Annotated in this window: 23 protein-coding genes and 1 pseudogene; 19 read left to right on the forward strand and 5 right to left on the reverse strand. The window is 37.2% G+C overall.

The genetic code is table 11. The features are described from left to right. Window positions 1-7 precede the first annotated feature (7 nt). On the forward strand, window positions 8-1045 hold the full coding sequence (gene mtnA / locus AEA09_RS00425) for an S-methyl-5-thioribose-1-phosphate isomerase (protein ID WP_053581973.1): 1038 nt from the start codon (window positions 8-10) through the stop codon (window positions 1043-1045). A 212-nt stretch (window positions 1046-1257) separates the two neighbouring features. Beyond that, the gene (locus tag AEA09_RS00430) at window positions 1258-2451 is read left to right on the forward strand and encodes a NupC/NupG family nucleoside CNT transporter (protein ID WP_053582281.1); all 1194 of its coding nucleotides are present in this window, start codon (window positions 1258-1260) and stop codon (window positions 2449-2451) included. Between the two features lie 96 nt (window positions 2452-2547). Here the strand turns inward: AEA09_RS00430 and AEA09_RS19760 are convergent. Further along, window positions 2548-2743, reverse strand: a pseudogene (locus AEA09_RS19760) (IS3 family transposase); the annotation flags it as partial. A gap of 149 nt (window positions 2744-2892) precedes the next feature. On the opposite strand from AEA09_RS19760, the gene AEA09_RS00435 reads away from it, so the two are divergent. Next, window positions 2893-3348 (forward strand): SRPBCC family protein, encoded by a 456-nt coding sequence (locus AEA09_RS00435; protein WP_053581974.1) that lies wholly within the window; start codon window positions 2893-2895, stop codon window positions 3346-3348. Window positions 3349-3504: 156 nt separating this feature from the next. Continuing rightward, window positions 3505-4209, forward strand: a complete 705-nt coding sequence (locus AEA09_RS00440) for a DUF421 domain-containing protein (RefSeq protein ID WP_053581975.1) — start codon at window positions 3505-3507, stop codon at window positions 4207-4209. 372 nt (window positions 4210-4581) lie between these two features. Here the strand turns inward: AEA09_RS00440 and AEA09_RS00445 are convergent, their stop codons facing one another. Then, window positions 4582-5193, reverse strand: coding sequence for a sterol desaturase family protein (locus AEA09_RS00445; protein WP_053581976.1), 612 nt, complete (start codon window positions 5191-5193; stop codon window positions 4582-4584). 303 nt (window positions 5194-5496) lie between these two features. Here AEA09_RS00445 and AEA09_RS00450 point away from each other — a divergent pair, with 303 nt between their 5' ends. Beyond that, window positions 5497-6372 carry a radical SAM/SPASM domain-containing protein gene (locus tag AEA09_RS00450; RefSeq protein ID WP_053581977.1) on the forward strand — a complete coding sequence of 292 codons (876 nt, stop codon included), beginning with the start codon at window positions 5497-5499 and terminating at the stop codon, window positions 6370-6372. 92 nt (window positions 6373-6464) lie between these two features. On the opposite strand, the gene AEA09_RS00455 is transcribed toward AEA09_RS00450, so the two are convergent. Further along, a complete protein-coding gene (locus AEA09_RS00455; RefSeq protein ID WP_053581978.1) occupies window positions 6465-8138 on the reverse strand; it encodes a ribonuclease J in 1674 nt (557 codons plus the stop codon). Window positions 8139-8276: 138 nt separating this feature from the next. Further along, window positions 8277-8771, reverse strand: a complete 495-nt coding sequence (locus AEA09_RS00460) for a L,D-transpeptidase family protein (RefSeq protein WP_053582282.1) — start codon at window positions 8769-8771, stop codon at window positions 8277-8279. Window positions 8772-8923: 152 nt separating this feature from the next. Here AEA09_RS00460 and AEA09_RS00465 point away from each other — a divergent pair, with 152 nt between their 5' ends. The 6 genes from AEA09_RS00465 (at window position 8924) to AEA09_RS00485 (ending at window position 12714) form a co-directional block, all read left to right on the forward strand. Further along, on the forward strand, window positions 8924-9145 hold the full coding sequence (locus AEA09_RS00465) for a hypothetical protein (RefSeq protein WP_053581979.1): 222 nt from the start codon (window positions 8924-8926) through the stop codon (window positions 9143-9145). A gap of 63 nt (window positions 9146-9208) precedes the next feature. Beyond that, window positions 9209-9409, forward strand: coding sequence for a hypothetical protein (locus AEA09_RS00470; protein ID WP_053581980.1), 201 nt, complete (start codon window positions 9209-9211; stop codon window positions 9407-9409). 26 nt (window positions 9410-9435) lie between these two features. Then, the gene (locus AEA09_RS00475) at window positions 9436-9618 is read left to right on the forward strand and encodes a hypothetical protein (protein ID WP_053581981.1); all 183 of its coding nucleotides are present in this window, start codon (window positions 9436-9438) and stop codon (window positions 9616-9618) included. A 116-nt stretch (window positions 9619-9734) separates the two neighbouring features. After that, window positions 9735-9920 carry a cysteine-rich CWC family protein gene (locus AEA09_RS19370; protein ID WP_082332515.1) on the forward strand — a complete coding sequence of 62 codons (186 nt, stop codon included), beginning with the start codon at window positions 9735-9737 and terminating at the stop codon, window positions 9918-9920. 82 nt (window positions 9921-10002) lie between these two features. Continuing rightward, window positions 10003-10575 (forward strand): DUF305 domain-containing protein, encoded by a 573-nt coding sequence (locus AEA09_RS00480; RefSeq protein WP_053581982.1) that lies wholly within the window; start codon window positions 10003-10005, stop codon window positions 10573-10575. 387 nt (window positions 10576-10962) lie between these two features. Further along, entirely contained in the window at window positions 10963-12714 is a 1752-nt protein-coding gene (locus AEA09_RS00485; RefSeq protein WP_053581983.1) for a methyl-accepting chemotaxis protein, read from the forward strand. A 48-nt stretch (window positions 12715-12762) separates the two neighbouring features. On the opposite strand, the gene AEA09_RS00490 is transcribed toward AEA09_RS00485, so the two are convergent. Then, a complete protein-coding gene (locus AEA09_RS00490) occupies window positions 12763-13344 on the reverse strand; it encodes a metallophosphoesterase family protein (protein ID WP_053581984.1) in 582 nt (193 codons plus the stop codon). A 383-nt stretch (window positions 13345-13727) separates the two neighbouring features. Here AEA09_RS00490 and AEA09_RS00495 point away from each other — a divergent pair, with 383 nt between their 5' ends. From AEA09_RS00495 to AEA09_RS00530, 8 genes are all read left to right on the forward strand, one after another. Then, window positions 13728-14696, forward strand: coding sequence for a C39 family peptidase (locus tag AEA09_RS00495; RefSeq protein WP_053581985.1), 969 nt, complete (start codon window positions 13728-13730; stop codon window positions 14694-14696). Window positions 14697-14808: 112 nt separating this feature from the next. Then, window positions 14809-16041 carry a carboxylate--amine ligase gene (locus tag AEA09_RS00500; RefSeq protein WP_053581986.1) on the forward strand — a complete coding sequence of 411 codons (1233 nt, stop codon included), beginning with the start codon at window positions 14809-14811 and terminating at the stop codon, window positions 16039-16041. Then, complete coding sequence (cuyB, locus tag AEA09_RS00505) at window positions 16038-16739, forward strand: cysteate racemase (RefSeq protein ID WP_053581987.1); 702 nt, start codon at window positions 16038-16040, stop codon at window positions 16737-16739. The genes AEA09_RS00500 and cuyB overlap by 4 nt, the downstream gene beginning before the upstream one ends. Window positions 16740-16972: 233 nt before the next feature. Next, the gene (locus tag AEA09_RS00510) at window positions 16973-18121 is read left to right on the forward strand and encodes a DEAD/DEAH box helicase (protein ID WP_053581988.1); all 1149 of its coding nucleotides are present in this window, start codon (window positions 16973-16975) and stop codon (window positions 18119-18121) included. A 1-nt stretch (window position 18122) separates the two neighbouring features. Continuing rightward, complete coding sequence (locus AEA09_RS00515; protein ID WP_053581989.1) at window positions 18123-19352, forward strand: aminopeptidase; 1230 nt, start codon at window positions 18123-18125, stop codon at window positions 19350-19352. A gap of 47 nt (window positions 19353-19399) precedes the next feature. Beyond that, window positions 19400-20311: an SGNH/GDSL hydrolase family protein gene (locus AEA09_RS00520; RefSeq protein WP_053581990.1), complete on the forward strand. Its 912-nt coding sequence runs from the start codon at window positions 19400-19402 to the stop codon at window positions 20309-20311. Window positions 20312-20394: 83 nt separating this feature from the next. Next, on the forward strand, window positions 20395-21552 hold the full coding sequence (locus AEA09_RS00525) for an exonuclease SbcCD subunit D (RefSeq protein ID WP_053581991.1): 1158 nt from the start codon (window positions 20395-20397) through the stop codon (window positions 21550-21552). After that, window positions 21549-24629 (forward strand): AAA family ATPase, encoded by a 3081-nt coding sequence (locus AEA09_RS00530; RefSeq protein WP_053581992.1) that lies wholly within the window; start codon window positions 21549-21551, stop codon window positions 24627-24629. Before AEA09_RS00525 ends, AEA09_RS00530 begins: the two co-directional genes overlap by 4 nt.

The following is a 24629-nucleotide window of genomic DNA, read 5'->3' on the forward strand; positions in this document are numbered from 1 at the left end:
TGTTTTTATGAGAAATATAGAATCTGTTACTTATAATGGAGAAAAAATAATTCTACTTGACCAAACCAAACTACCTCTAGAGGAAGTTTATCTTGAAATCGATTCTGTAAAAGATGTATGGGATGCTATTGTTCAGTTGAAAGTTCGTGGAGCACCAGCAATTGGAATCGCAGCAGCGTACGGAGTAGCACTTGGAGCAAGCCAATTGAAGGAAGATGATTATGAGTCATTCGCAGCTAAGTACGAAGAAATCTCAGCGTATCTTGCTTCTTCACGTCCAACTGCAGTTAATTTATTCTGGGCATTAAACCGAATGAAGAACACACTTGTTGCAAATAAAGAACAGCCAGTTGCTGAAATTAAGCAAATTCTATTGAATGAAGCGGATGCAATAAAGAAAGATGATGCTGAAATTTGTAAAAGCATTGGAGAGCATGGCTTAACACTTTTAAAAGATGGCATGACCCTATTAACACATTGTAACGCTGGTGGAATTGCGACAGCTAAATATGGAACAGCTCTTGCTCCAATTTATCTTGCTAAGGAAAAAAATATGGATATTCGCGTATTTGCTGATGAAACAAGACCATTGTTACAAGGTGCAAGATTAACAACATGGGAGCTTATGCAAGCAGATATAGATGTAACTTTGATTACGGATAGCATGGCTGCAATAGTGATGCAACAAGGAAAAGTAGATGCCGTAATTGTAGGCTGTGATCGTATTGCAGCGAATGGAGATACTGCAAACAAAATTGGTACTTATGGTTTAGCAGTTTTAGCACAAAAGCATAATATTCCATTTTATGTGGCTAGTCCATTATCAACGATTGATATGGAAACAGAAACGGGTGCTGATATACCAATTGAAGAGCGCTCAGCTGAGGAAATTACTTGTGGTTTCGGTAATCAAACGGCTCCAAATGGTGTGAAAGTATTTAACCCTGCATTTGATGTGACGCCTAATGATTTAATTACAGCTATTATTACAGAGAAAGGAATTATTAGCGCACCATATTCAGAAAGTTTAAAAAATCTATTTTAATTAAATGCTATGTTGATTAATTTATCAAAAAAGTATTATAATTCGAATGGAGAAAATAAAAACATGCTCTTCAAAAAAACATCAAACAATTATCGTTTTCATTTTACGGAGGACAAGTTTAAAGGATGTTAGACATTTAGATAACTAGATTATCTTGTTGCTATGTTTGGTTTGTTAAGAGTTAGAATTTTTAGAAGGAGGACATAATGGGCATATATCTGATTATTAACATCCTTGGTATATTCGCGTTTATTGGTATTGCCTTTTTGTTTTCAAAGGACAAAAAGAAGATAAATTGGAAGTCTACGGGTATTTTAGTGTTATTCAATGCCTTCTTGGCTTGGTTATTAATTGCCTTTCCGTTAGGTAGATGGTGTGTTGAACAAGTTGCTCTAGGTTTTAGTTGGTTAATAGGAACTGCTTTTGAAGGTGTTGGTTTTGCTTTTGCTAGCATGGTCAATGTCGAAAATATGGACATGGTATTTAGTGCCTTAATGCCAATATTACTTGTTGTTCCACTGTTTGATATCCTTACGTATTTTGGCGTTCTTCCCAAAATAATTAAAGGATTAGGTTGGGGACTTTCTAAACTGACTGGACAACCTAAATTTGAAGCTTTTTACGCAATTGAAATGATGTTCCTTGGTAATACAGAAGCATTGGCAGTATCAAGTGGGCAATTAAAGTCAATGAGTCAGGAAAGATTATTGACAGTATCTTTAATGTCCATGAGTTGTGTTTCAGCAGCAATGATCGGGGTATATATACAAATGCTACCAGCTCAATTTGTATTAACAGCGATCCCTTTAAATATCATTAATGCGATTATTATTACAAGTATTTTAAATCCAGTAGTTGTAACAAAGGAAGAAGACGTTATTTTTGAAATGAATAAAGAAGAAAAGCCACCGTTCTTTTCTTTCTTAGGAGATTCTATTCTCGGAGCGGGTAAGTTGATTTTGATCATTACAGCAATGCTAATTTCATTTGTAGCACTTGCTGCTCTTATAGACAAGGTTTTACATTTATTCGCTCCTTGGTTATCGCTAAGTAATATATTGGGTGTTATTATAACTCCTTTTTCTTTCCTTCTTGGTTTGCCGATCGGAGATGCATTCCAAACGGCTCAATACATGGGTACTAAGTTAGTGACGAATGAGTTCGTTGTAATGGCAGATATTATGCCGATTATGGATTCGTTCAGCCCACATATGATGGCGGTTCTTTGTACATTCCTAGTGTCATTTGCAAACTTTTCTACTATTGGTATGATACTAGGTTGTTTTAACGGTATTGTTAAAAAAGAGCAAGCGGATAACTTATCCAAAAATGTTTGGATGATGATACTTTCAGGAACACTAGTCTCTTTATTAAGCGCAGCAATGGTTGGCCTATTTGTTTGGTGATAAAAATATCAATTAAATAAAGAGGACCAATCGTTGTATTTAAGACAGAGGTCAATAGAGCATTTACCCAACCAGTTGTCGGTATTGTACCGGCGACTAGTTGGGTAGTTTTGTTTGTATTTGGATATGGTTATAATACTTTTTATAGTCTTAGACAGTTTGTTCTACGATTGTAGTCGTAGAACAAACTGTCTAAATAGAATGTTTCAGACTTTAATGCTGAATGAAACGATTCGATGGGGGCATTATCAGCGGGCGTATCTTTACGGGACATGCTCATGATAATGTCTTTTTTTAATTGGATTTTAGGTATTTAAACCCGACTTACTCTTCTTCTTTTTTATTGTATTTAGAAATCACTTTAACTATTTTGATTGAAGATTGTCTTTAATGGATATTACTTTAAGAATAATTTATTTTTGAAAATAGAGGTGCTTCTTAGTGAAAACATGGACAAAAAGTATTGAAATAAACTCCCCGATTGTACATGTTTGGAAATTTTTTAATGGTTCTTTAGAAGAAATGCAAAAAATTATGCCTCAAATAGTGGATAATACACCTGTTAAAATTACAGAAGAAGTGGTTGGCAGTGTGTATCGCCAAAAATATAAAGAAGGAAAACGCACACAAGAGTATGATGTAGAAACCTTTGAATACTTGGATACACCTGATGAAAAAAGGCTGAAGGTAGGTTTCACACTCGCTAATTTATTTGAAATCACTGCTCTTTATGAACTACGTAAAATAAATGAAAGTAAGACTTCATTTACATATACAGTGACTAATCGTCCTTTAAAGTGGTTAGTAAAATTATTTTTATTATTTGCTACCGAGAAGGTAGTAGTTAAATTTGTAGAACGTGTTAAAAGCGTGGCTGAAGCTGAAAATAGTAGATAATTGATAAGTAAGGGATCGTTAAAAAGTCAGTAGCAGACTTTTTGACGATTCCTTTTAGATTTCACGAAAGATTTCTAATGAAAAATTGGTTGTTTATAAAAAAGTATAGTGAATGGAGATAATAAGGAAATATAAAGATATAAAGGATGTGTGAAGGTGGAATTTTTTCATGGACAAGAAGCACTTACTGCCATGCAATGGATTTTAAGAGCGATAGTTGCTTTTTTCTTCTTACTCTTTGCGGCAAAAATTATGGGGCAGCGTTCAATTTCCCAACTGAGGTTACTTGATTTTGTGATGGCTATTTCTATTGGGAATATTATTGCGCATCCTTTATCTGATGAAGGTTTAGGGATGAAAGGTTCCATGATTACGATGACAGTATTAGTTGTTTTATATTTACTAGGTGTATTCATGAGCCTCAACTGGATCTCTTTTAGACATTTTATAGATCCTTCTCCGCTAACGCTTATAAAAGATGGTCAAATCATTTCGAAAAACTTAAAAAAGGCAAGGATTTCAGTTGATTTATTGTTATCAGAATTGAGAAAAGAACAAATTGAAGATGTTCAAAAGGTGGCTCTCGCATTATGGGAACCAGATGGATCTATTTCAAGCTTTTTATATCCTCTACATCAGACACTGACACAAACTGATATGAAATTGGCACCTACACCTTTTTCTTTTCCATCAGTCATTATTAAAGAGGGGAAAATTGATTACGATGAAGTAAAGAATATAAATATTAATGTCGATTGGCTAAAAAATGAAATCACGTCAGCGTATGATGCTGATATTAGCGATGTTTTATTAGCAACAATCGATAGCAATAAGAATCTACAGGTATTCTTATACACGTAAATAGTTCTTAAATGTATAAGGGTCATTTGAAAAGATATAAGTGGTGAACTTTTAAAAGCAGATAAATATAGAAATAAGAGGGGTTAAAAAAACGCTTACGATTGTAATTATAAACCTACTAATCAAATATTCATTCGGTGGTACTTTAACAATTTTAAGTTGTAAAAATTTTCGAGGAGCAAAAGAGATGATTAAAGCTATTTATAAATGAATGAAGCTAGTTTGTACACAATTCATAATACAAGGACTGACCACAATATAATATGTCAGTCCTCTTCTATATGTTTCCTTGAGTTACGTACCAAGAACTTACACAATATATTATTTATAATGGATTCTATGCAACGTTAGTTGGTATCCTTCATGCCATGATTATATTCTATTTTCCAAATTACGTGCGGTCGGACTCTTTTCAACTTCCTTGTTTTCTTTAAAAGTTCCTAAAGTTTTATCGAAAGAAGTATGAGTGACACCGAACCAGTAATTCTCATTTTTAAAGTGATGCAGGAGATGGTGTTTTTTAATGTTTTTTCCTAGTTTCGTACGAGGTTGGATCGGCTTATGGGCGATATAATGCTTCCATTCATAATAGAGGAAGTAAGCTACCAGGCCCGTTGCGAATGCGATCGTCAGACTTGTGCTCCCTGTTAAGAGGAAAACAATAAGTCCATAAATGACAAACCCCGGAATACTGAACCATAATGGCAAAAATAATAATTTCAAATCATCCGGATCGACATGGTGATCATAATGCAGCCGTTTGATCATCTTCAGCATGAATGGATTTTCCGGAGTCTTAATGTGAAATAAAAACCGATGGACAACATATTCACTTGTTGCATACGTCAGCATTCCCGCACCAATAGCAACCCAGGTCCAAAAATAAAACAAATGCGGAACGGTAAAAGAAGCACAAACCAATAAAATAAGTAACATCACAGTGATGTCAGGAAAAGTTCCAAATTCCTTGAAGTATTTCCTCATTTACAGTCACCTTCCTTTCTTGATATTATATAATGAAAATTCTGTAAATTCAATACCGTGAGTAATTGAACGGATTCTGTTTACGTGCCAGGAACTTCATTTATGTTGTCGCTACCTATGGCATAATATACCTGATCTATTTTGTATCAAACATTACATCTTATAATCGAATTCTGAATAAGTAAATCAAGAAGCGGTCTCATCTTCTTTTTGTGGGAGCTCCTTTTTTCGCTTGCATGGATGAAATTTGATAGAATAGTGTGTTGATAAACTTATTAAAAGAACTGGAATGGTGAACACGCCTTGAAAACATTTAAAAAAGTATATATTGAAATTACGAGTGTGTGTAATTTAGCATGTAGTTTTTGCCCGCCGACTGAACGAGCAAAAGGGCTTATTAAGGTAGAGCAATTCAATAAAATCCTCGATGAAATACGACCACATACAAAATATATTTACTTGCATGTAAAGGGGGAGCCTTTGCTACATCCACGCATCGACCAACTATTAGATGCGGCCCATGCAAAAGGATTTAAAGTAAATATTACGACAAATGGTACGCTGATTAAAAAGAATCGTGAAAAGTTACTTGGAAAGCCTGCACTACGTCAAATAAACTTTTCACTGCATAGTTTTGACGGACATGAGGGTTCAGAGAATCGTGAAAAGTACCTAGGTGATATTTTGAATTTTGTCCGTGAAGCCAAGGAATTTAATACAATTATCTCGTATCGTTTATGGAATTTGCAAAAAGAGCATATGACAGATCTTGCAGCGAGACGAAATCGTGAAACATTAGATATCCTTGAGAAGGAATATAACTTGGATTATAAGATTGAAGAAAAAGTACAGCCAGGTAAAGGCGTTAAAATTGCGCATAATGTGTACTTAAACCAAGATCATGAATTTAGATGGCCAAGCTTACTTGCACCTGAGGATGAAGGCAAAGGATTTTGTCATGCGCTGCGTAGTCAAGCTGCGATTCTTGTAGACGGTACAGTTGTGCCTTGCTGTCTTGATGGAGAAGGCGTCATTAATTTGGGGAACGTAAATGATAAATCTTTCACTGAGATTGTAGAGGGCGAGAGAGCGAACAATATTGTTGATGGATTTTCGAGAAGAGAAGCGGTCGAAGAATTATGTAGAAAATGTGGATTCAGACAAAAATTTGGCATGTGAGGTCTTCGCTAGAAAACCAGCTCCAAGAGGCATTGGCCACTGGAGCTGGTTTTAAATTGTGTAACAAATGAAGTTACTTAAAATGCTAATGATTAAATTTCAATGATGATTGGAAGAATCATGGGCTTCATCTTCGTTTGTGTGAATAAATATTGGCCTACTGCTTTTTTTATTTCTTTCTTTAATACGTGTGGTTGTTGTATTGTATCTTCTTGTAGTTCGTTTACGGTTTCCGTCACAAGGATGCTCACTTTGCTTAGGAGGGTTTCAGAATCTCTTGCGTAGACAAATCCACGAGAAATGATGTCAGGCTCAGAAATGATGGTTCCATCTGCTTTATTTATCGTTAAAACAATAACGAGCATCCCATCTTCAGAAAGCTGTTTCCGGTCGCGTAATACAATACCTTCAACTTCTTCAATACCTACTCCGTCCACGTACGAATCACCAGATAGTATTTTCCTCGTTTGACGTGCTACCGCATTTTCAATATCGACGACATCCCCATTCTTCATAATAAAGGTATGTTCCTTTTCCACTCCTACGGATTCCGCCAATATACGATGTAGATGTAGCATTCGATATTCACCATGAATAGGAATAAAATATTTTGGCTTCATGAAGGTAAGCATGAGTTTCAAATCTTCCTGATAGCCATGTCCAGATACATGCATTCCTGTGTTACTAGAAGATCCGTAAATCACCTTGGCACCGAGTTGAAATAAATTGTCTACAATTCTTGAAACAGCATTCTCGTTCCCTGGTATAGGTGATGCAGCTAGAATCACGGTGTCTTCAGGTAAAATCTTCACTTCTCGATGATTGCCATTTGCTAGTCGAGAAAGGGCAGCTAATGGCTCGCCTTGACTTCCTGTGCATAAAACAACCACTTCTTCGGGCTGAAGATATTTGACTTCACTAGCATCAATTAGCACCTCTTCAGGAATCGTTAAGTAACCGCGTTCTATTGCAACGGATACTACATTCACCATACTACGACCAAGCAACGCTAGTTTGCGATTTGTCTTTAATGTAGCAGAAACGATTTGTTGGATACGATTTACGTTAGAAGCAAAAGTAGAGATCACGATTTTACGTTCCGCACGCGTGAAGGCATCTACAATATGACCGCCTACCAAATGTTCAGATGGTGTAGAGCCTGGCCGTTCAGCGTTTGTACTTTCTGATATGAGAGCCAAGACACCTTGTGACCCAATTTCAGCCATCTTATGAATATCAGAATATTGGTTATTCACAGGCGTCCAATCGAATTTGAAGTCACCCGTATGAACGACTTTTCCTTCAGGTGTATCCAAGACAATACCTAGACAATCAGGTATACTGTGGCTCGTTTTAAAAAAGCTAACACTGATTTTATTGAAATCTAAAAGTGAATCTGAGTGAATTTCTACCAACTCAGTACTTCTTAAAAGCTTGTGTTCTTTTAGTTTTAGCTCTATGAGTCCAAGCGTAAAACGAGTAGCATAAATAGGAACATTTATTTTTTTTAGGAGATATGGAATTCCACCAATATGATCCTCGTGTCCATGTGTCACAACTAAAGCTCTGATTTTATCTTTATTTTCCTGCAAGTAAGTAAAGTCGGGGATGATCAAATCAATGCCTAACAAACTTTCATCCGGAAATTTTGCACCACAATCGATGATGATCAAATCGTTTGCATATTGCACCACATACATATTTTTACCGATTTCATTTATGCCCCCTAAGGCGAAGATAGATAATGAATTTTCTTTAGTAGCCAAAATATTTCCTCCCACTATTCGGTTGCTATTTTATTCAGTAGTATTGCATGAAGTGCTTTGTCTTATACGGAAGTGATTATTCATAGTATCACCTAAAAACAGCTCGGTTAGCTTTTTAGCATACCGAGCTGTTTCGAATTAAGGTCGTATGAAAACCTGCGTTCCAATAGGAATAATTTGAGATAGTTCCTCTACATCACTATTATGCATGCGAATGCAGCCACGTGAGACAGCATGACCAATGGAGCTTGGATCATTTGTTCCGTGAATGCCGTAATGTTCTTTGGATAAACTCATCCACATTGTACCGAATGGACCTCCAGGGTTAGGTGCTTTATTGATGATAATATATTCTCCTGTAGGTGTATCGTGTAACATTCTTCCTACTGCAATAGGGTATTGCTTTTGAAGAACGCCATCTTTGAATAAACGTAACCATCGATGGTTTGTAGAAATCTGAATTTGATAGGGAATCGTATTAGGATTTGGAAAGCCTGGTATTACGATTTGTTGGCCGATATAAAGGACGTCTGGATTGATGCCTGGATTTGCGCTTATGATGGCGGATAAGGGCGTACGATAATCTCTTGCAATTTGCGACAATGTTTGGCCTGCTTTAACTGTATGAATCAGTGGTATCACCTCCGAAGTTGCTAGCTGTACCAATATTCTATGCTTATGGTATAGAAAGGGTCAGCATCATTTTTGGAGGATGAAGCATTCAAGCTTTGGACAAGATAAAGAAAATCAATAGTCTATGCCATGCAAATTAGGAGCTAACGTATATGAAGGAATTTAAAGTAACATATTTCTTTGATGAAGAGCATTACATCAGAAGATTTATTCATATTGAGTCTCAGAAACAAGCAGAACTACTCATTCGTAGTGAGCGAGATCAATACATTTCGTTTACTGATAGCAGAGGGATTTATCATGAATTGCATACTAGGAATGTTCGAGTTATTCAAATTTCTGAATACCATAGAATCGAAAAAAGTAAAAAGTAACGGAAGCATCAACACATAATACAAGCACCTTTACACACATTAATGGTAAAGGAGCGTGATGTTTTGGATAAGGAAATTGTACCGAATGATAAAAAGAAATTTATGAACCTTGCGAGTAAGGATAAACCAGACATGGTTGACTCGGATAGCATTAGTATTTTCGATTTGCACGAAGATATGCAAACTGTGGATGTCATTCCGATTGAAGAGCTTAACAAGAAGGTGAAAAGAGAAGGCGATGAACTGATAGAGAAGCAAACATGACGAGCTATAGAAATGGAGGTTTTCGCATGAATAATAATGAAGAAAAGTTTACTTCTGCAGGCACCGATATTAATGAGGTAAAAAGAAAAAATGCAGCTTCTGGTTTATCTTATAATGAAGTGAAAGAAATGCTAGCAAGAAGCGGTGGACAAGGTACTGCCGTTTACAGTGATACAAATAGTAACGAAGTAAAGAAGGGAAATCAATAGTATATAGAAGCATTGATAGTGAGACGGAGTGCGGAAATAGGATGGTTCTCGTACTCCTCTTGTAAGGTGTTAAATTTGACGAAAGAACTTTTAGAGAAGGCGGGGGGAAATTACAAATAGATGAAAATCAGTGCCCTTTATGTGGAGGCAATAATCATTGCAAGGTAGTTGTAAATCAGCGAACGACTTGCTGGTGTATGACTACAAAATTTCCTAAAGGAATTGTAGAGGCTGTACCCATTGAAAGTAGGGGTAAACAATGTATTTGTCAAAATTGCATTGATACATATAAAGGAGAGTAGGTTTTAGGGATTCTCCGGTACAAATGTCTATGGTACAACAACCTACAAGGCATACATTATTCTGAAAGGAGCGTATGGCCTTATGAAAAATACCATTGAGTTAAGTAATGTTACGCTGGTGTATTTAGAGGAGTACGAAAGAATCCTGCAGAAGATGATGCATGAGATGACCTGTATAACAATTACATGTAGCATTTCAGATAATTTTATCAAGCAAATGATTCCGCTTCATAAAGCAACTATTGAAATGTCAGAAAACGTTTTGAGATTCACAACAAATCTAGACGTACAAAATCTCGCAATATGTATTATAAAAGAAGAAAAAGAGAGTATCGAAAATTTGAAAGCACTCCAAAATAGATGCTGTTTTTTTCATAACTCGAATTACGAAGTCTATGAATATATGTGTTCTTTTAAAGAAATTGCTGAAGTAATGTTCTATGAGATGTGCTCAGCGCCTATCTCAAACAGTGTAAATGTGAACTTTTTATGTGAAATGATTTCACATCATCAAGGGGCTATGCGATTGGCGCTAAATGTATTACGATTCTGCATTTGCCAAGAATTAATCCCAATTCTGCAATGCATGATTCAAACGCAATGCGAGCAAATAGAGCTAATGCTAAAATTGCTCGAGGGGTTATCAGATTGTTAATGCAAAAAACGCTAAAATTCATGAGAGATTTTAGCGTTTTTTATGTTTGACTTGAAAAACTCATTAAACAATTCCGAATACTCTATTATTCTGAATGTGAAATTGGTAGAATATAAAAGTTAGAATGGTTTGAAATGACTTCATACTATTAAGGTTGTTACAAATTTCAAGTAAGCGTGTCAAACTATTGATGTAATTAAAAAAACGGCAATAAATTTTACATATTTTAATAAATGAGATGAAGGGAGGGAACTGCTCTACCGAGAGGATAAATGTGAAAAATCCTTAATTTAACAGTTGTCTTAAAATCTGTTATACGAAAGTAAGGCTTACTGTAAATTATTAAATGGGAAAAGTAATTTTATGCTTCTAGGAGGGCGGGAACAGATGTTTAAAAAGAAAAAAAATAATCAAACCTACGATTATTTTACTTCAACAAAAAAATCAGATATTAATGCAAATGAGCGATTTAAAGAAAAGCTAGATTTCTTGGCATTATCTCAAATAAGGAGGGAATCAGTTACCTTCTTACGTAAAATTTACGAAGATAATCGTCAATATATTTTAGACAATTTCTATGAGCGGTTATTAGAGATACCAGATTTCAACCGTGTTATAAATCAACACACATCAGTAGAACGCTTAAAAGGTTTATTTGACGGGCATTTTCATAGTCTTTTCGTAGATGAACTTAATCTTGAATACGTATTTAAAAGAAGGAGTATAGCATACACACATGCACGTATTGGCGTGTTACCAAACTGGATGATTTCTGCTTATACGTTAATTAACCAACTAATCATTCCGTTAATCGTGAAAGAGCTATCTCGTAATCAGTCAGCCATGCTTGATGTATTGTTAGCGTATGATAGTTTAGTAACAATTGATCAACAAATTATTGTTGAAACGTATATCGAAATTCAAGCAGGCTCTGTTGTAAATGGGTTAGGAGAAATCATTACGTATAATACACAGCTTGACTCTATTAAAGAGTTAGTGCAATTCCAAGATGTACAGCAAAAAGAAATTGTTGCAGCGGATGATTCAATGCGCGATTTAGATGCAAGTATTGATGAAATTGCTGCATCAGTAGGTGACATTTCAGATCATACGAAAACCGCATTAAAGGAGTTAAACCAGGATTTAGATTCATTACAGCATGTATCTTCTATTTTACAAACGACTGACGAAGGTCAAAAATCAATGCAAAAAGATATTGAACGTTTAGTAGAGCGTGTAAATAGCGTAGCGAAATTAATGGAACTCATTAAAGGAATTGCCGATCAAACAAACTTACTTGCATTGAACGCATCCATTGAGGCAGCACGTGCAGGTGAGGCTGGTAAAGGTTTCGCTGTTGTAGCAGAAGAAGTTCGTAAGCTTGCTGATGATACCAAAACATCAGTGCAGTCCATTCATACAGATATTCAAGCATTACTCCAAATTACAAATAATATTAGCACGTTAACAAATCAATTCTCGCAAGACTTACACCAAGGCGTTACAGATACTCTTCAGATTTCTGATACACTAGCTGATCTGAATAAAAACCTGCAACAGCAAGGTGCTCGGTTTGAAGAAATTGCTACCACTGTTAAAGCACAAGCTGCTTCAGCAAATGATATTACAGAGCGTAATCGCAATATTACTGAAAATATGCAACAAAGTAAGGAAATTGTCTTCGATACGGGTTCTGCAATTTATAAGTTAAGTAAAATGATTGATGATTACCGTTCAACGACTATTTCAAAAAATTTCATTATTAGTCAAGAAGATATTATTGAGCTTACGATTACTGATCATTTACTATGGCGTTGGAAAATTTACAACTTACTGCTTGGGTTCGAGTCATTGACAGTGAATGATGTAGGCTCACCACAAGATTCACGCCTAGGAGAATGGTATTATGGGTCGGGTAAAACCTTGTTAGGTAAAGAGCGTGCCTATATTGACTTAGAAAAACCGTTCATTCACGTACATGAAATCGCAAAAAAAGCGGTACAGGCATATAATAGTGGCAATAAAAATGATGCTGAAACATATTTAAAGGACATTACGAATGAATCATTTATTGTTATTGAAAAACTTAAAGAATTAAAACAAATATTTGTAGACGAGAAAAAACAATATATGCATTAATGCATATATTGTTCGGAAAAAGGGGCTTCCAATGATGGAAGCCCCTTTTTATAATGCGCACATAAATGTGATTGTTTGGTTGTTGCTATCATATAAGCACCATTCACGATGGCTTACAACGGAACCGACATTTACACCATATTGCTTTTCTTGAAGTGCAATCGGTTTACCGAATGTAATGTGAATGGGCAATTTTTTATTTTTATGGTAAAGGCCAGATTCGTGGCTATGGCCGAAGAAAAGAAGCTTCTTTTTAAAAGCAGGGAAGGTAGGCTGCCAATTGATGTTCCATTGAAATTGATGCCCATGCATTAGGGTGGCACCATCAATTTCAATTGTCTCAGGTAGTGTAGTAAAACGATCAATCCCTGTCACACTCGTAATACGCTCTTCTTGATTGCCACGAATAGAGGGGAATGTTAGCAATTTTTCAAAACCTTCTTCTACTACTGCTGCCTTTTGTAACGGCAAATCTGTAACGTTTTTCGCTTTTTTCTTGCTCACTGTACATTCATATAAATCACCGAGACCTATAATTTCAGCATCACTTGCTGTTTGTTGTATATGTGTTAGTACGGCCTTTGTATCTTCCATACTAGAATGTAAATCTCCTAAAAGTGCATAAATCATAGCAATCAAGCCTTTCTAAAAATAACTATAAAAGAATCATACACTTAATAGAAATTTATAGAAAAGCAATATGTATAAGTATATTTTGTGACAAAAATTGATATGACAGAAAATTGATAATCATTAACAAAATATTGATGAAATCTAGACTTTAGTCTAAAATTTCCGAAGAGTTATATTGAGATAGTTGTTTTGTAACACGAAAAAAATCATAACATCTTAGAAAAATACTGATGGTCAAGGAATTTTCATAATCATCGAAAAAGTACTGTGATAACATGGGAACATACATGAAGTTGGCGTATAATAAAGGCAATTAGAAATCGAAATAATAGAATTGAAGATAGTTATTATCTTCGAGCGAGATAGGAGCGAATTTCGCAGTGTGGACGAAATATAAACGCTTGCTTTTCATTTGTCTTATTGTGTTGATGCTTTCAGGCTGCAATCAGCAAACGAAAGAAGAAAAAAATAAATTAACAGTATTAACTGTTGAATTTTACAGTGGGGCACCAATTCCAGATTTATATTTAACCGTTACAGATTTGGCGACAGGTAAAGAGGTAGAGGATGCGCTTGGCTCTGTGGAGGGGGAGGCGACATTTTCGAAGTTAGTAGAAGGTAGAGAATATGCTGTAGCAGCGACGACTCTTGAAAATAGTGTGAGTGGAGAGGGATATACGACAATCGACACTTTTACATATGATCGAACAAAGCCGTATTATAAGCTGAAAACACATTTTTCACGTGGTGAGCAAGAGTTAGATGTTCCTATTATTATGCAAAACCCCGAGTTGCCGCATGGCTGTGAAATTACGTCTTTGACTGCGGTTTTAAATTATTATGGCATGGATGTCACAAAACTAGAAATGGCGGATAAGTATTTACCGAAGCAGGGGTTTAGAATGGTGAATGGACAGCGCTTTGGCCCAAATCCTGCCCATGCTTTTGCAGGTAATCCGCGTGACAAGCAAGATGGAATGTATGTTTTTGCGGCACCAATTGTTAAAGCAGCTGAAGCCGTAATTGCAGACAAGAAGTCGGTTTTACGTGTAACAGATATGAGTGGTCAATCAAAAGAAGAAATTTTAAAGCTTGTACAAGATGGAATACCAGTCGTTGTGTGGGTAACGCTTGATTTATCACCACCGAAATCTAATAAGGGGTGGATTTATGAAGGTGAAAGTGTGCAACGAAATGGTTATAGTAATCTGCATGCAGTTGTGTTAACAGGGCATTTAGATGAGAAAGTAGTTGTGATGGACCCACTAAAAGGGTATGTAACATACGATGAAGATAAGTTTTTTAAAAGCTACCTAGAACTTGGAACGCAAGCAGTAGCCGTTCATTGAAAAATCTCAGCGATATCGAAATCGCTGAGATTTTTTTGACTGCATGAACAAGATTACGCTTGAAATATGATACACTTACTAAAAAAATAAAAGCTAAAGTGAGTTGAACAATATGGTCATTGAACACGCTTTTTTACCGGTTTTATTGGGAGATGAAATGAATGCTTATGGCATGGCACGTGCCTTTTACGAGTCCTATGGCGTAAAACCACTTGCGTTAAATCATACAAATAGGGCGAAAATCCAGCAGAGTGATTTACTTTCGTTTCGTGAGATACAAAGACTTCATATTGAGGAACGATTTGTAATTGCATTAAAGGCTATAGCAGAAGAATTTGCTGAGAAAAAATTATTGCTTTTAGCATGTGATGAATTTTATGTTAAAAAAATTATCCAACATAAAGAGGAATTGTCGGAGCTGTATGAGATTCCTTATGTAGATGCACCGCTAGCTGAGCAGTTATTAACACGTAAAAACATGTATGAGCTCTGTGCAGAATACGGCTTTGAGTATCCAATGATGCATATTTGTACGGTCAATGATTATGAGGCGTTTGATGAACCTGTTGAGTATCCAGTTGTCATAAAGCCGATGAATATGACGAAGTATGAAGCCTGTATTTTCCCAGGTAAGAAAAAGGTTTATATTGCGTATAATGAGGAAGAGAAAAATGCGATTTTTCATGCTATTTACAAGGAATCGGCATATCGAGATGACTTGATGATACAGCAATATATTCCAGGGGATGACGCAAATATGCGTGTAGTAAATGCTTATGTTGGACAAGATTGCAAAGCCAAGTTACTATCTGTAGGAAACCCTATTTTAGAAGAGCATTCACCAGACGGAATTGGTCGATATGTCGCTATTATGACGACATATGATAAGGAACTTATGGATCGTGTGAAAACGTTTCTAGAGGCAATACAATTTCAAGGTTTCGCGACTTTTGACATGAAATACGATGACCGAGACGGACAGTATAAGTTGTTAAGCATTGAACTACATAATGAGCTTTCGAATTATTATGTAACGGCAAGTGGCTATAATTTAATGCAGTACGTAGCGGATGATTTTATTCGTGGTAGCAAGCAACCATTAACATACGTACAAAAGAGACATCTTTGGACGATTGTTCCTAACGGTGTATTATTTAAGTATGTATCTAATGAAAACCTTGTGATTGAAGCAAAAAGTTTAATTCGCCAAGGTTTAGCGACGGATTCTATTTTTAATTATAAAGATATGAATATGAAGCGCTGGATGAATATGACGCTCGATAATTTAAACTATTACCGTAAGTATAAGAAATATTTTAACAACAAAGGTCTGACTAACAAATGAAAAAACGAACTCTAGGTATAATTGGTGGCGTTGGTCCACTAGCAACGATGTTTATCGGTGAAATGATTGTAAGACGTACGAAAGCAACGAAAGATCAGGAACATGTGCATACCATTATTGATAATGATACAAACATCCCTGATCGTACTGCATATATTTTAGATAACACGAAGGAAAATCCGGTGCCAGTATTAATCGAAGATGCGAAAAAACTTGCATCTGTTGGAGCGGAAATGATTATGATTCCGTGTAATACTGCTCATACCTTTTACGAAGAATTAGCGGAAGGTTCGCCTGTGCCAGTGCTGCATATGATTCGTGAAACGGCAAAACGTGCACATGATTTAGGTGCCAAACGTGTAGGTATTTTAGCGACAACAGGTACATTAACATCTCGTATGTATCAAAATGCGTTACAAGAGTATGGGATTACACCAGTTGTACCGAATACCGACATGAAGGAAAAAGTAATGTCGATTATTTACGACTATGTAAAAGCTGGCAAAGATGTAACGAAAGAAGATTGGCAACCTATAGAGGATGCGATGCTAGCACTTAATTGTGATCGTATTATTTTAGGCTGTACAGAGCTTTCTATTGTCAACCGCGATTTAAAGCTTACAAAGAAATATATAGATTCACTTATTGTATTGGCGGAATGTGCAGTACTTGCATGTGGTTATGAATTAGTGGATTGACTTTATACAGCCTGAAGTTGAATAAAGTTAAAGCTTCAGGGGATAACACAGATGTTTTGTGCGCGAAAGCGAAGTGTAAGCCTCAAGTGTTTTTGGACACGCATTTGCTGTTGTAAATTTGATTAAGAACTCGCCTTTTCAATAAAGGCGAGTTTTTTACATGATTCAGCAAATGCTTGTGCATAGTTAGTGTGTTAAACTAGTGTCAAGTAGATAGAAAGTGGGAAGATATAATGTCAGTAATAAATTTATTAAATGAAGCATTACAAGCAAAGTGGAGTTTCGAAGAACCAATGAAAATCCAAGAAGAAATGCTTCCAGCAATGATTGAAGGAAAAGACATCGTAGCTGAATCACCAACAGGTTCAGGGAAAACGTTAGCATATGTATTACCTTTACTAAATAAAGTAAATGGTGCAAAAAAACAAACACAAGGCCTGATTGTAGCGCCATCACAAGAATTAGCGATGCAAATTGTTGAGGTTATTCGTGAATGGACAGCTGGTAGTGATATCACTGTGCAACAACTTATTGGTGGTGCAAACTCAGCACGTCAAATTGAAAAATTGAAGAAAAAACCGACGATCGTTGTTGGGACACCTGGTCGTCTAAACGAATTAGTACGTGCGGGCAAATTAAAGTTAAAAGAAGTTGAAACAGTTATTTTAGATGAATGTGACCAATTGTTAAGCCGTGAGTATCGTGTAGTGGTGAAATCATTTATCGAGAATGCTGCTTTTGGTCGCCAGGTAGTTGTGGTATCTGCAACAATAACTGAAGAAATTGAGCTAGTGGCAAGTCGTTTGATGATCGAGCCAGTACGTATAAAAATTAGACCTGAAGATATGGTGAAATTCGGCAAAGTTGTGCATTCATTTGTGAAGGTCGAAGAACGTGAAAAAACAGATCTCTTACGTCGTCTATCGCATACAGAAGGCCTACATGCATTAGCGTTCGTCAACAATATTGACCAGCTTTTAATGAAGGAAACGAAATTGCAATACCGTGCTGCACCAATCGTGACACTGCATTCAGATATGAAAAAAGAAGAACGTAAAAAGGCTTTAGACGCATTCCGTAAAGGGGAAGCACGTGTATTAATTGCCACTGACATTGCTGCACGAGGTTTAGATATTGCAGGTTTAACACATGTTATTCATGTCGATGTGCCTCGTACAATCGAACAGTATCTACATCGTTCTGGTCGTACGGGTCGTGCAGGGGCTGACGGTGAAGTATTAACACTACTTTCCTATAATGATGAAAAAACGTATAAAAAATGGACACGTGAAATTCCTGGAAAGCCTGTGCAAAAAATTTGGCATGATGGTGAGCTAATAGAAGGGAATTCTAAAACGGTCATAAAAAAGCGAGGGAAATAAGATGACATTTGAAGAAAAATTACAAGAATACGCAGAGCTAGCAGTAAAAGTTGGCGTTAATATTCAGCCAGGGCAGTACTTATTAGTAAATACATCTGTTGATGCATTAGATTTTGCACGTTTAGTGGTAAAAGAAGCTTATAAAGCTGGAGCAGGGCGTGTTCATGTCAATTTTTCGGATGGTCAAATTGACCGTGCTTATTTTGAAAATGCCTCAGAGGAAGAGTTCAATCGTTTTCCAGAGTGGGTTGTCAAAATGCGTGATGAACTAATTGAACGTAAAGGTGCACTTTTATGGATTGATGCGGCTGATCCTGATCTATTAACAGGTATTCAAGCAGATCGTTTATCAACACATCAAAAAGTTTCTGGTGAGGCATTAAAAAACTATCGCAATGCGGTCATGAAGGATTTAATCGCTTGGTCTATCGTGGCAGTACCATCAACAAAATGGGCAGCGAAAGTATTCCCTAATTTAAGCGTTGATGAGCAAGTACCTGCTCTTTGGGAAGCAATATTCAGAACAGTGCGTATTGGTGATGGAGATGCGGTTGAGAAATGGCGTAAACACGTCACAGATTTAGAATCGCGCGCTGCATTATTAAATGCGAAAAAATATGCGAAACTGCATTACACAGCGCCGGGTACAGATTTAACAATTGCACTAGCACCACAGCATAAATGGCTTACTGGTGGTAGTAAAACACCAGATGAGACGGTGTTTATTGCGAACATGCCTACGGAAGAAGTTTATACACTACCGATAAAGCAAGGTGTTAATGGTTATGTGAGTAATACGAAACCACTGGTGTATCAAGGCAACATTATTGATGAATTTAAGCTAACTTTTGAAGAAGGTAAAATTGTGAAGGCTGAAGCGCAGGTTGGTCAGGATTTGTTGCAGGAATTAATTACTGTCGACGAAGGTTCATGCTATTTAGGTGAGGTTGCTCTAGTGCCGCATGAATCACCAATTTCTGCTTCTGAAATTCTATATTTCAATACTTTATTTGACGAAAATGCGTCCAACCATTTAGCGATTGGTGAAGCTTATCCGACATGTTTAGAGGGTGGCCGTGATTTAGAAAAAGGTCAGTTAGAAGCGCTCGGAGCCAATATTTCTATGACACATGAGGATTTTATGATTGGCAGTAGTGATATGGATATTGACGGTATTTTACCTGATGGTACAGTAGAGCCGATTTTCCGTAAGGGTAACTGGGCGTTTTAACGTAACGACTTTACGCACATGAATAATGGATACTATGAGGTGAGCAGATGAAACGATTATTGAGCATAATAAGTATTGCTATACTTTCGGTGACGGTAGGCGTTTCATCTGCTTTTGCGTCTACTGAAAATTATATTGCAGTGGGTGATTCACTAGCTGCTGGTCAAACACCGCATCAGGAAATTGATGCTGGTTACGCCGATTTGATTGCGATGCGACTTAGTATGATAGGGCAGTTAAGCTATTATACGAAGGAACTCGCTTTCCCTGGTTTTACAACTGCAGATGTATTAGAACGAGTGCAGTCAGAGGAAGCGAGTGCATTATTAAAAAATGCAACGCTAATTACGATTTCTGCCGGAGCGAATGATTTATTGCGATTGGTACAAGTGAATCCGAATGCTGGGACTTTAGCATTTTCGCAGCTACAGGCAGATTATGCGTTGAATGTGGCAAGAAAAAACATGGCTGAAATTTTAGAAGAACTGCGAGTGCGTGCACCAAAAGCCGATGTGTATGTGATGGGTTATTATTTTGCATATCCTAATGTACATCCCTCACAAAAAGAGGGAACGAATGAACAACTTGTTCGATTGAATACCATTTTGCAACAACAAGCCGAGCAAGCAGGTGCGACTTATGTTAATGTGTATGATGCTTTTGGTTTAAATGGAGTCAATTATGTGCCTAATATAGCAGACGTCCATCCAAACTTTGAAGGCTATCGTCAAATGGCAAATGCATTCTTGAAAGCTTATACCGGAAATGAGGCACTTGCTATTCAACCTTCAGAGTTGCCAGAACCTAATCCAAAGACGTTTGAAGAAATTTTAGACATGCAACGTACAACGGAAACAGAAGTTGAATCAGATGAGGTAGCAGTCATTGTAGAAAAAAAGCTGCCATTACTAGGTTTTCAGAGATTTATAGAACGTAGGAAAGAGATTCTAGCAATTTGAATCTCTTTTCTTTATCTCATTTTAAGAACATATATTCTTGTTTGAATCGTGGTAAAATGGAAAAAAGAATGGAGGTACGATGAATGAAAATATTCCATACAGCGGATTGGCATTTAGGAAAGCTGGTTCAGGGTGTTTATATGACCGAAGATCAACACTATATTTTACATCAATTTATGCAAGCAATTGATGAGGAAAAGCCTGATGCCATAATTGTGGCGGGCGATTTATATGATCGATCAATGCCACCTGTAGAGGCAGTGAATTTACTAAATGATACGTTCGCTGAAATTGTGTTGGAGAAAAAAATTCCCGTATTAGCGATTGCGGGCAACCATGATAGCGCTGGACGTTTGAATTTCGGTAGTCGTTTAATGCGCAAGAGTGGGCTTCATATGGCGGGGCAGTTTACGAAAGATCATGCACCGATTGTTCTGTCAGATGAATTTGGTGATGTGCATTTTCACCTCGTTCCATTCGCAGAGCCTGCTGCGGTACGCACGATTTTAGCAGATGATACTATTCAGTCACATCAAGACGCTATGAAAAAAATAATAGCGCATATTGAAGAGACGATGGATACCTCAAAGCGTAATGTTTTCATCGGACATGCCTTTGTGACTAAGTACGGAAAAGAAGAAGAAAATACGAGTGATTCAGAGCGTCCCTTATCAATCGGTGGTTCCGAGTGCGTGGATGCAGCGCTATTCGAACATTTTAACTATACAGCACTTGGCCATTTACATAAGGCGCATTTTGTCTTGAATGAAACAATTCGTTATGCAGGTTCGCCGTTAAAGTACTCACTTTCGGAACACCTACATGAAAAAGGATTTTTAATCGTCGAGTTAGATGCCGAAGGGCAAGTAACGGTAGAAAAGCGCAAATTGATTCCGAGACGCAATTTACGTGTGGTGGAAGGCTTGATGGACGATTTACTACAGCTGACGCCAAGTGAGGATTATGTCTTTGTACGTTTAACGGACGACACACCAGTTTCTTCCCCAATGGAACGAATTCGTACCGTATTTCCGCATGCATTGCATATTGAACGCATGGCGGCCCATGCTGATTTATCACCTGAAATTCAAGCAATAGAAACGGAAAAAGTAGAGGATATTGATTTATTCCGTGTTTTTTATGAGGATATGGTCGGCGAACAGCCGGATAGTGAAACTGAGCGTTTATTTACTGATATGCTTCAAGAATTACTCGATGAAGAACGGGAGGTTGCTCAATGAAACCATTAAAATTAACCATTACTGCATTTGGCCCTTATAAAGATACAGAAGTCATTGATTTTGAGCAGCTAGGGGAACATCGATTATTTGCGATTTCAGGGAAAACCGGAGCTGGAAAAACAACCATATTTGATGCTATTTGCTATGCACTTTATGGTGCAGGAAGTGGTGAAGATCGTCAGGATACTGCGACATTACGCAGTGGCTTTGCAGAGGATGATGTATATACAGCGGTAGAGCTGATATTTGAAATGCGCGGGAAAACCTATCAAGTTTTACGTCAACCAGGTCATATTAAAGCAAAAAACAAAAGCATCACAGGTAAGAAGATAGAGCTGGCAGAAATTAAAGCAGGTGTCGCCGATTTTAGCATTGTTGAAAAGCAACAAACGAATGAGGTCGACAAAAAGTTGCAGGAAATCGTTGGTTTAACGAAGGATCAGTTTAGTCAAATTGTGATGTTGCCACAAGGTGAATTTCGTAAACTATTAACGTCTGATTCTACGAATAAAGAAGCGATTTTACGAAAAATCTTTAAAACAGACCGCTTTGGTGAGATGACGAAAAAGCTTGATGCAAAACGTAAGGAAGCAGAAAAAGATTTAGAGCGTGCCAAGCAATTAAAAGAGCATTTATTAGGGCAAATTGCAGGTGCTCTACCTCAACGTTCATCGCCACTTTTTGACTGCATCGCTAATAATACCGACAATATGCATCAACTCATGGCAGCACTTGAAACGGAACAAACTTTCTATACTGAAAATATTCAAATAGAGCAAAAGCGTTATGACGAGGCATATGCACTGCATCAAAAAGAGCAGGAGCATTACAGTATGGCAAAGGCGCTAAATGAACAATTTGAAGAACAAGCAAAACGTCAAATTCGACTTCAAGCACTTGAAAAGGACCGAAGTATTTATGCTGCAAAAGAACTGGAACTAAAAACAGCAGAGCGAGCAAATAGTTTACTTATTTTTGAACAACAATGTACAGATTTACGCGCTGATCAGGATCGAAAAGAACAAACCTATCAACAGGCGATCACAAAGCAGCAAACTGTTGAAGCACAACTTAAAGTGGCCCAAGAGGTGTTTGTACAAGAAGAAGCGAAAGAGCAGGAACGTCAGCAAGCTTTACAGCAAGAGCTGAAATTACAAGAGTTACTGCCGGCATTTGAGACGTATGAAACAAATCGCCGTCAATTACAAGCGTTAGAGCAAGATGTAATAACGGCTCGGCAAGCAGTAACTGACAATCAAGAAATGCTTGAGAAAGAGCAAGTACAATTACAACAACTTGCGCAAAGAATAACAGACTACGAATTACAACTTGAACCATACGAAACCTATTTAGAACAGCTACCAAAGCTTCGTGAGCAAGTAGCGTTACTGACACAGGTTGAGAAATACGAGAATACGATTGAATCTTCGAGTCATGATGTAAACATAGCGGTTACCCAGTATAAAAATTCAAAGCAAGTACTTCAACAGCTAGAACAAAAATGGATTGCCAATCAGGCGAGTATTTTGGCGGCAAAATTAGTAGCAGGCGATCCTTGCCCAGTATGTGGCAGTACGACACATCAAGTATCACCTTTTACTGAAGTAGAGGAGATTGATGAAGAGCGACTAGAAGAAATTCGAGAGTTGGTCCATGCAGAAGAGCGCCTATATTTTGAAAAGGAAGCGGCACTCAAATCGGCTAAACAACTGTATAAAGAAACCGATGAACAGCTAGCGTCTTTAAATATTTCAGTAACTGACCAACTTGATATTTTTGCATCCTTACAACATGTAGAGCAACAAATTTCCACTTTGAAAGTAGTTAGTGAACAATTGTCTTTAGTACGAACAAAGCAGAAAAATCTGTTTGAAGTAGCAGAGAGGTTGCAGGCGAAACAATTACAATTTGAACGACTTTTTGCAGAACGGTCAATGGAGCTAACAAAGCAACAGACGATCGTGGCGGAACAGCAAAAACATATTCCAGAAAATTTACAGTCACTACAGGCATTAAAGCGTGCAATTGATGATGCAGGTAAACATAAAATTGCGCTACAAACAGCATGGCAGGCAAGTCAGCAAAACTTACAGGTGACAAAAGAAGCGGCTAGTAATGCAACAACGGCAGTTGAGTTAGCAAAAAAAGCTTATGAGGAAGTAGTAGCAAACTTAAATCTAAAACGCGAGCAATTTGCAACGAGCATGAAGGATGTTGGATTTGAAAGCTATCAAGCATATGATGCAGCGAAAAGAAGCATCGAGCAAATTGACGAATTGCGTAAAGCTTGTAGTGACTACGAACAACTGCTTCACACATTGCAAGTGCAAATTTCTGAAGGAGCTAAACAGTTACAGGGCAAAGAGAAGCAAGATTTAGCCTTGATGGAAGCTGAGCTCGTAACGCTACGTGCGACTTACGAGGAAGCGTTTAATAGCCTGCAACGTACGAAAGGCTATGCGCAAGCTTGTGCGGACTTTGTCGTGAAATTAAAAGAGGCATCTGAAGAAATACAATCACTAGAAAAAGAAGCGGGGCGCGTTAAAGAACTGCATTCATTACTAAATGGTCAAAATGCGAAAAAAATATCCTTTGAACGTTATATTCAAATCAATTATTTAGATAAAATTACAGCAGCGGCTAATTTACGTCTGTATCATTTATCGAATGGGCAATTTGAGCTTCGCCGCTCGGATCGATTAGAAAAGCATGCGAAGCAAAGTGGGCTTGGACTGGATGTCTATGATGCCTATACTGATCAAATCCGTGATGTCAAAACATTGTCCGGTGGTGAGAAGTTTAATGCGTCATTAAGTCTTGCACTTGGTATGGCAGATGTTATTCAAAGCTTCCAAGGAAATATTCGCATTGAAACGATGTTTATCGATGAAGGTTTTGGTTCACTTGATGAAGAGGCATTAAATAAAGCAATTGATACATTGATTGATTTACAGGATTCTGGTCGGATGATTGGTGTTATTTCGCATGTGGCGGAGCTAAAAGCCGCAATGCCAGCAGTTTTACATGTTGAAAAAACATTGAGTGGATATAGTAAAACCCGTTTTGAAGTGAAATAA

The sequence above is a fragment of the Lysinibacillus contaminans genome, assembly GCF_001278945.1.
Classification (GTDB): Bacteria; Bacillota; Bacilli; order Bacillales_A; family Planococcaceae; genus Lysinibacillus; species Lysinibacillus contaminans.

Coding starts and splice junctions, on each gene's coding strand:
- mtnA (WP_053581973.1), top strand. CDS start 8: ATGAGAAATATAGAATCTGTTACTTATAATGGAGAAAAAATAATTCTA.
- AEA09_RS00445 (WP_053581976.1), bottom strand. CDS start 5,193: ATGAGGAAATACTTCAAGGAATTTGGAACTTTTCCTGACATCACTGTG.
- AEA09_RS00465 (WP_053581979.1), top strand. CDS start 8,924: ATGAAGGAATTTAAAGTAACATATTTCTTTGATGAAGAGCATTACATC.
- AEA09_RS00475 (WP_053581981.1), top strand. CDS start 9,436: ATGAATAATAATGAAGAAAAGTTTACTTCTGCAGGCACCGATATTAAT.
- AEA09_RS00480 (WP_053581982.1), top strand. CDS start 10,003: ATGAAAAATACCATTGAGTTAAGTAATGTTACGCTGGTGTATTTAGAG.
- AEA09_RS00485 (WP_053581983.1), top strand. CDS start 10,963: ATGTTTAAAAAGAAAAAAAATAATCAAACCTACGATTATTTTACTTCA.
- AEA09_RS00490 (WP_053581984.1), bottom strand. CDS start 13,344: ATGATTTATGCACTTTTAGGAGATTTACATTCTAGTATGGAAGATACA.
- AEA09_RS00500 (WP_053581986.1), top strand. CDS start 14,809: ATGGTCATTGAACACGCTTTTTTACCGGTTTTATTGGGAGATGAAATG.
- cuyB (WP_053581987.1), top strand. CDS start 16,038: ATGAAAAAACGAACTCTAGGTATAATTGGTGGCGTTGGTCCACTAGCA.
- AEA09_RS00510 (WP_053581988.1), top strand. CDS start 16,973: ATGTCAGTAATAAATTTATTAAATGAAGCATTACAAGCAAAGTGGAGT.
- AEA09_RS00515 (WP_053581989.1), top strand. CDS start 18,123: ATGACATTTGAAGAAAAATTACAAGAATACGCAGAGCTAGCAGTAAAA.
- AEA09_RS00520 (WP_053581990.1), top strand. CDS start 19,400: ATGAAACGATTATTGAGCATAATAAGTATTGCTATACTTTCGGTGACG.
- AEA09_RS00525 (WP_053581991.1), top strand. CDS start 20,395: ATGAAAATATTCCATACAGCGGATTGGCATTTAGGAAAGCTGGTTCAG.
- AEA09_RS00530 (WP_053581992.1), top strand. CDS start 21,549: ATGAAACCATTAAAATTAACCATTACTGCATTTGGCCCTTATAAAGAT.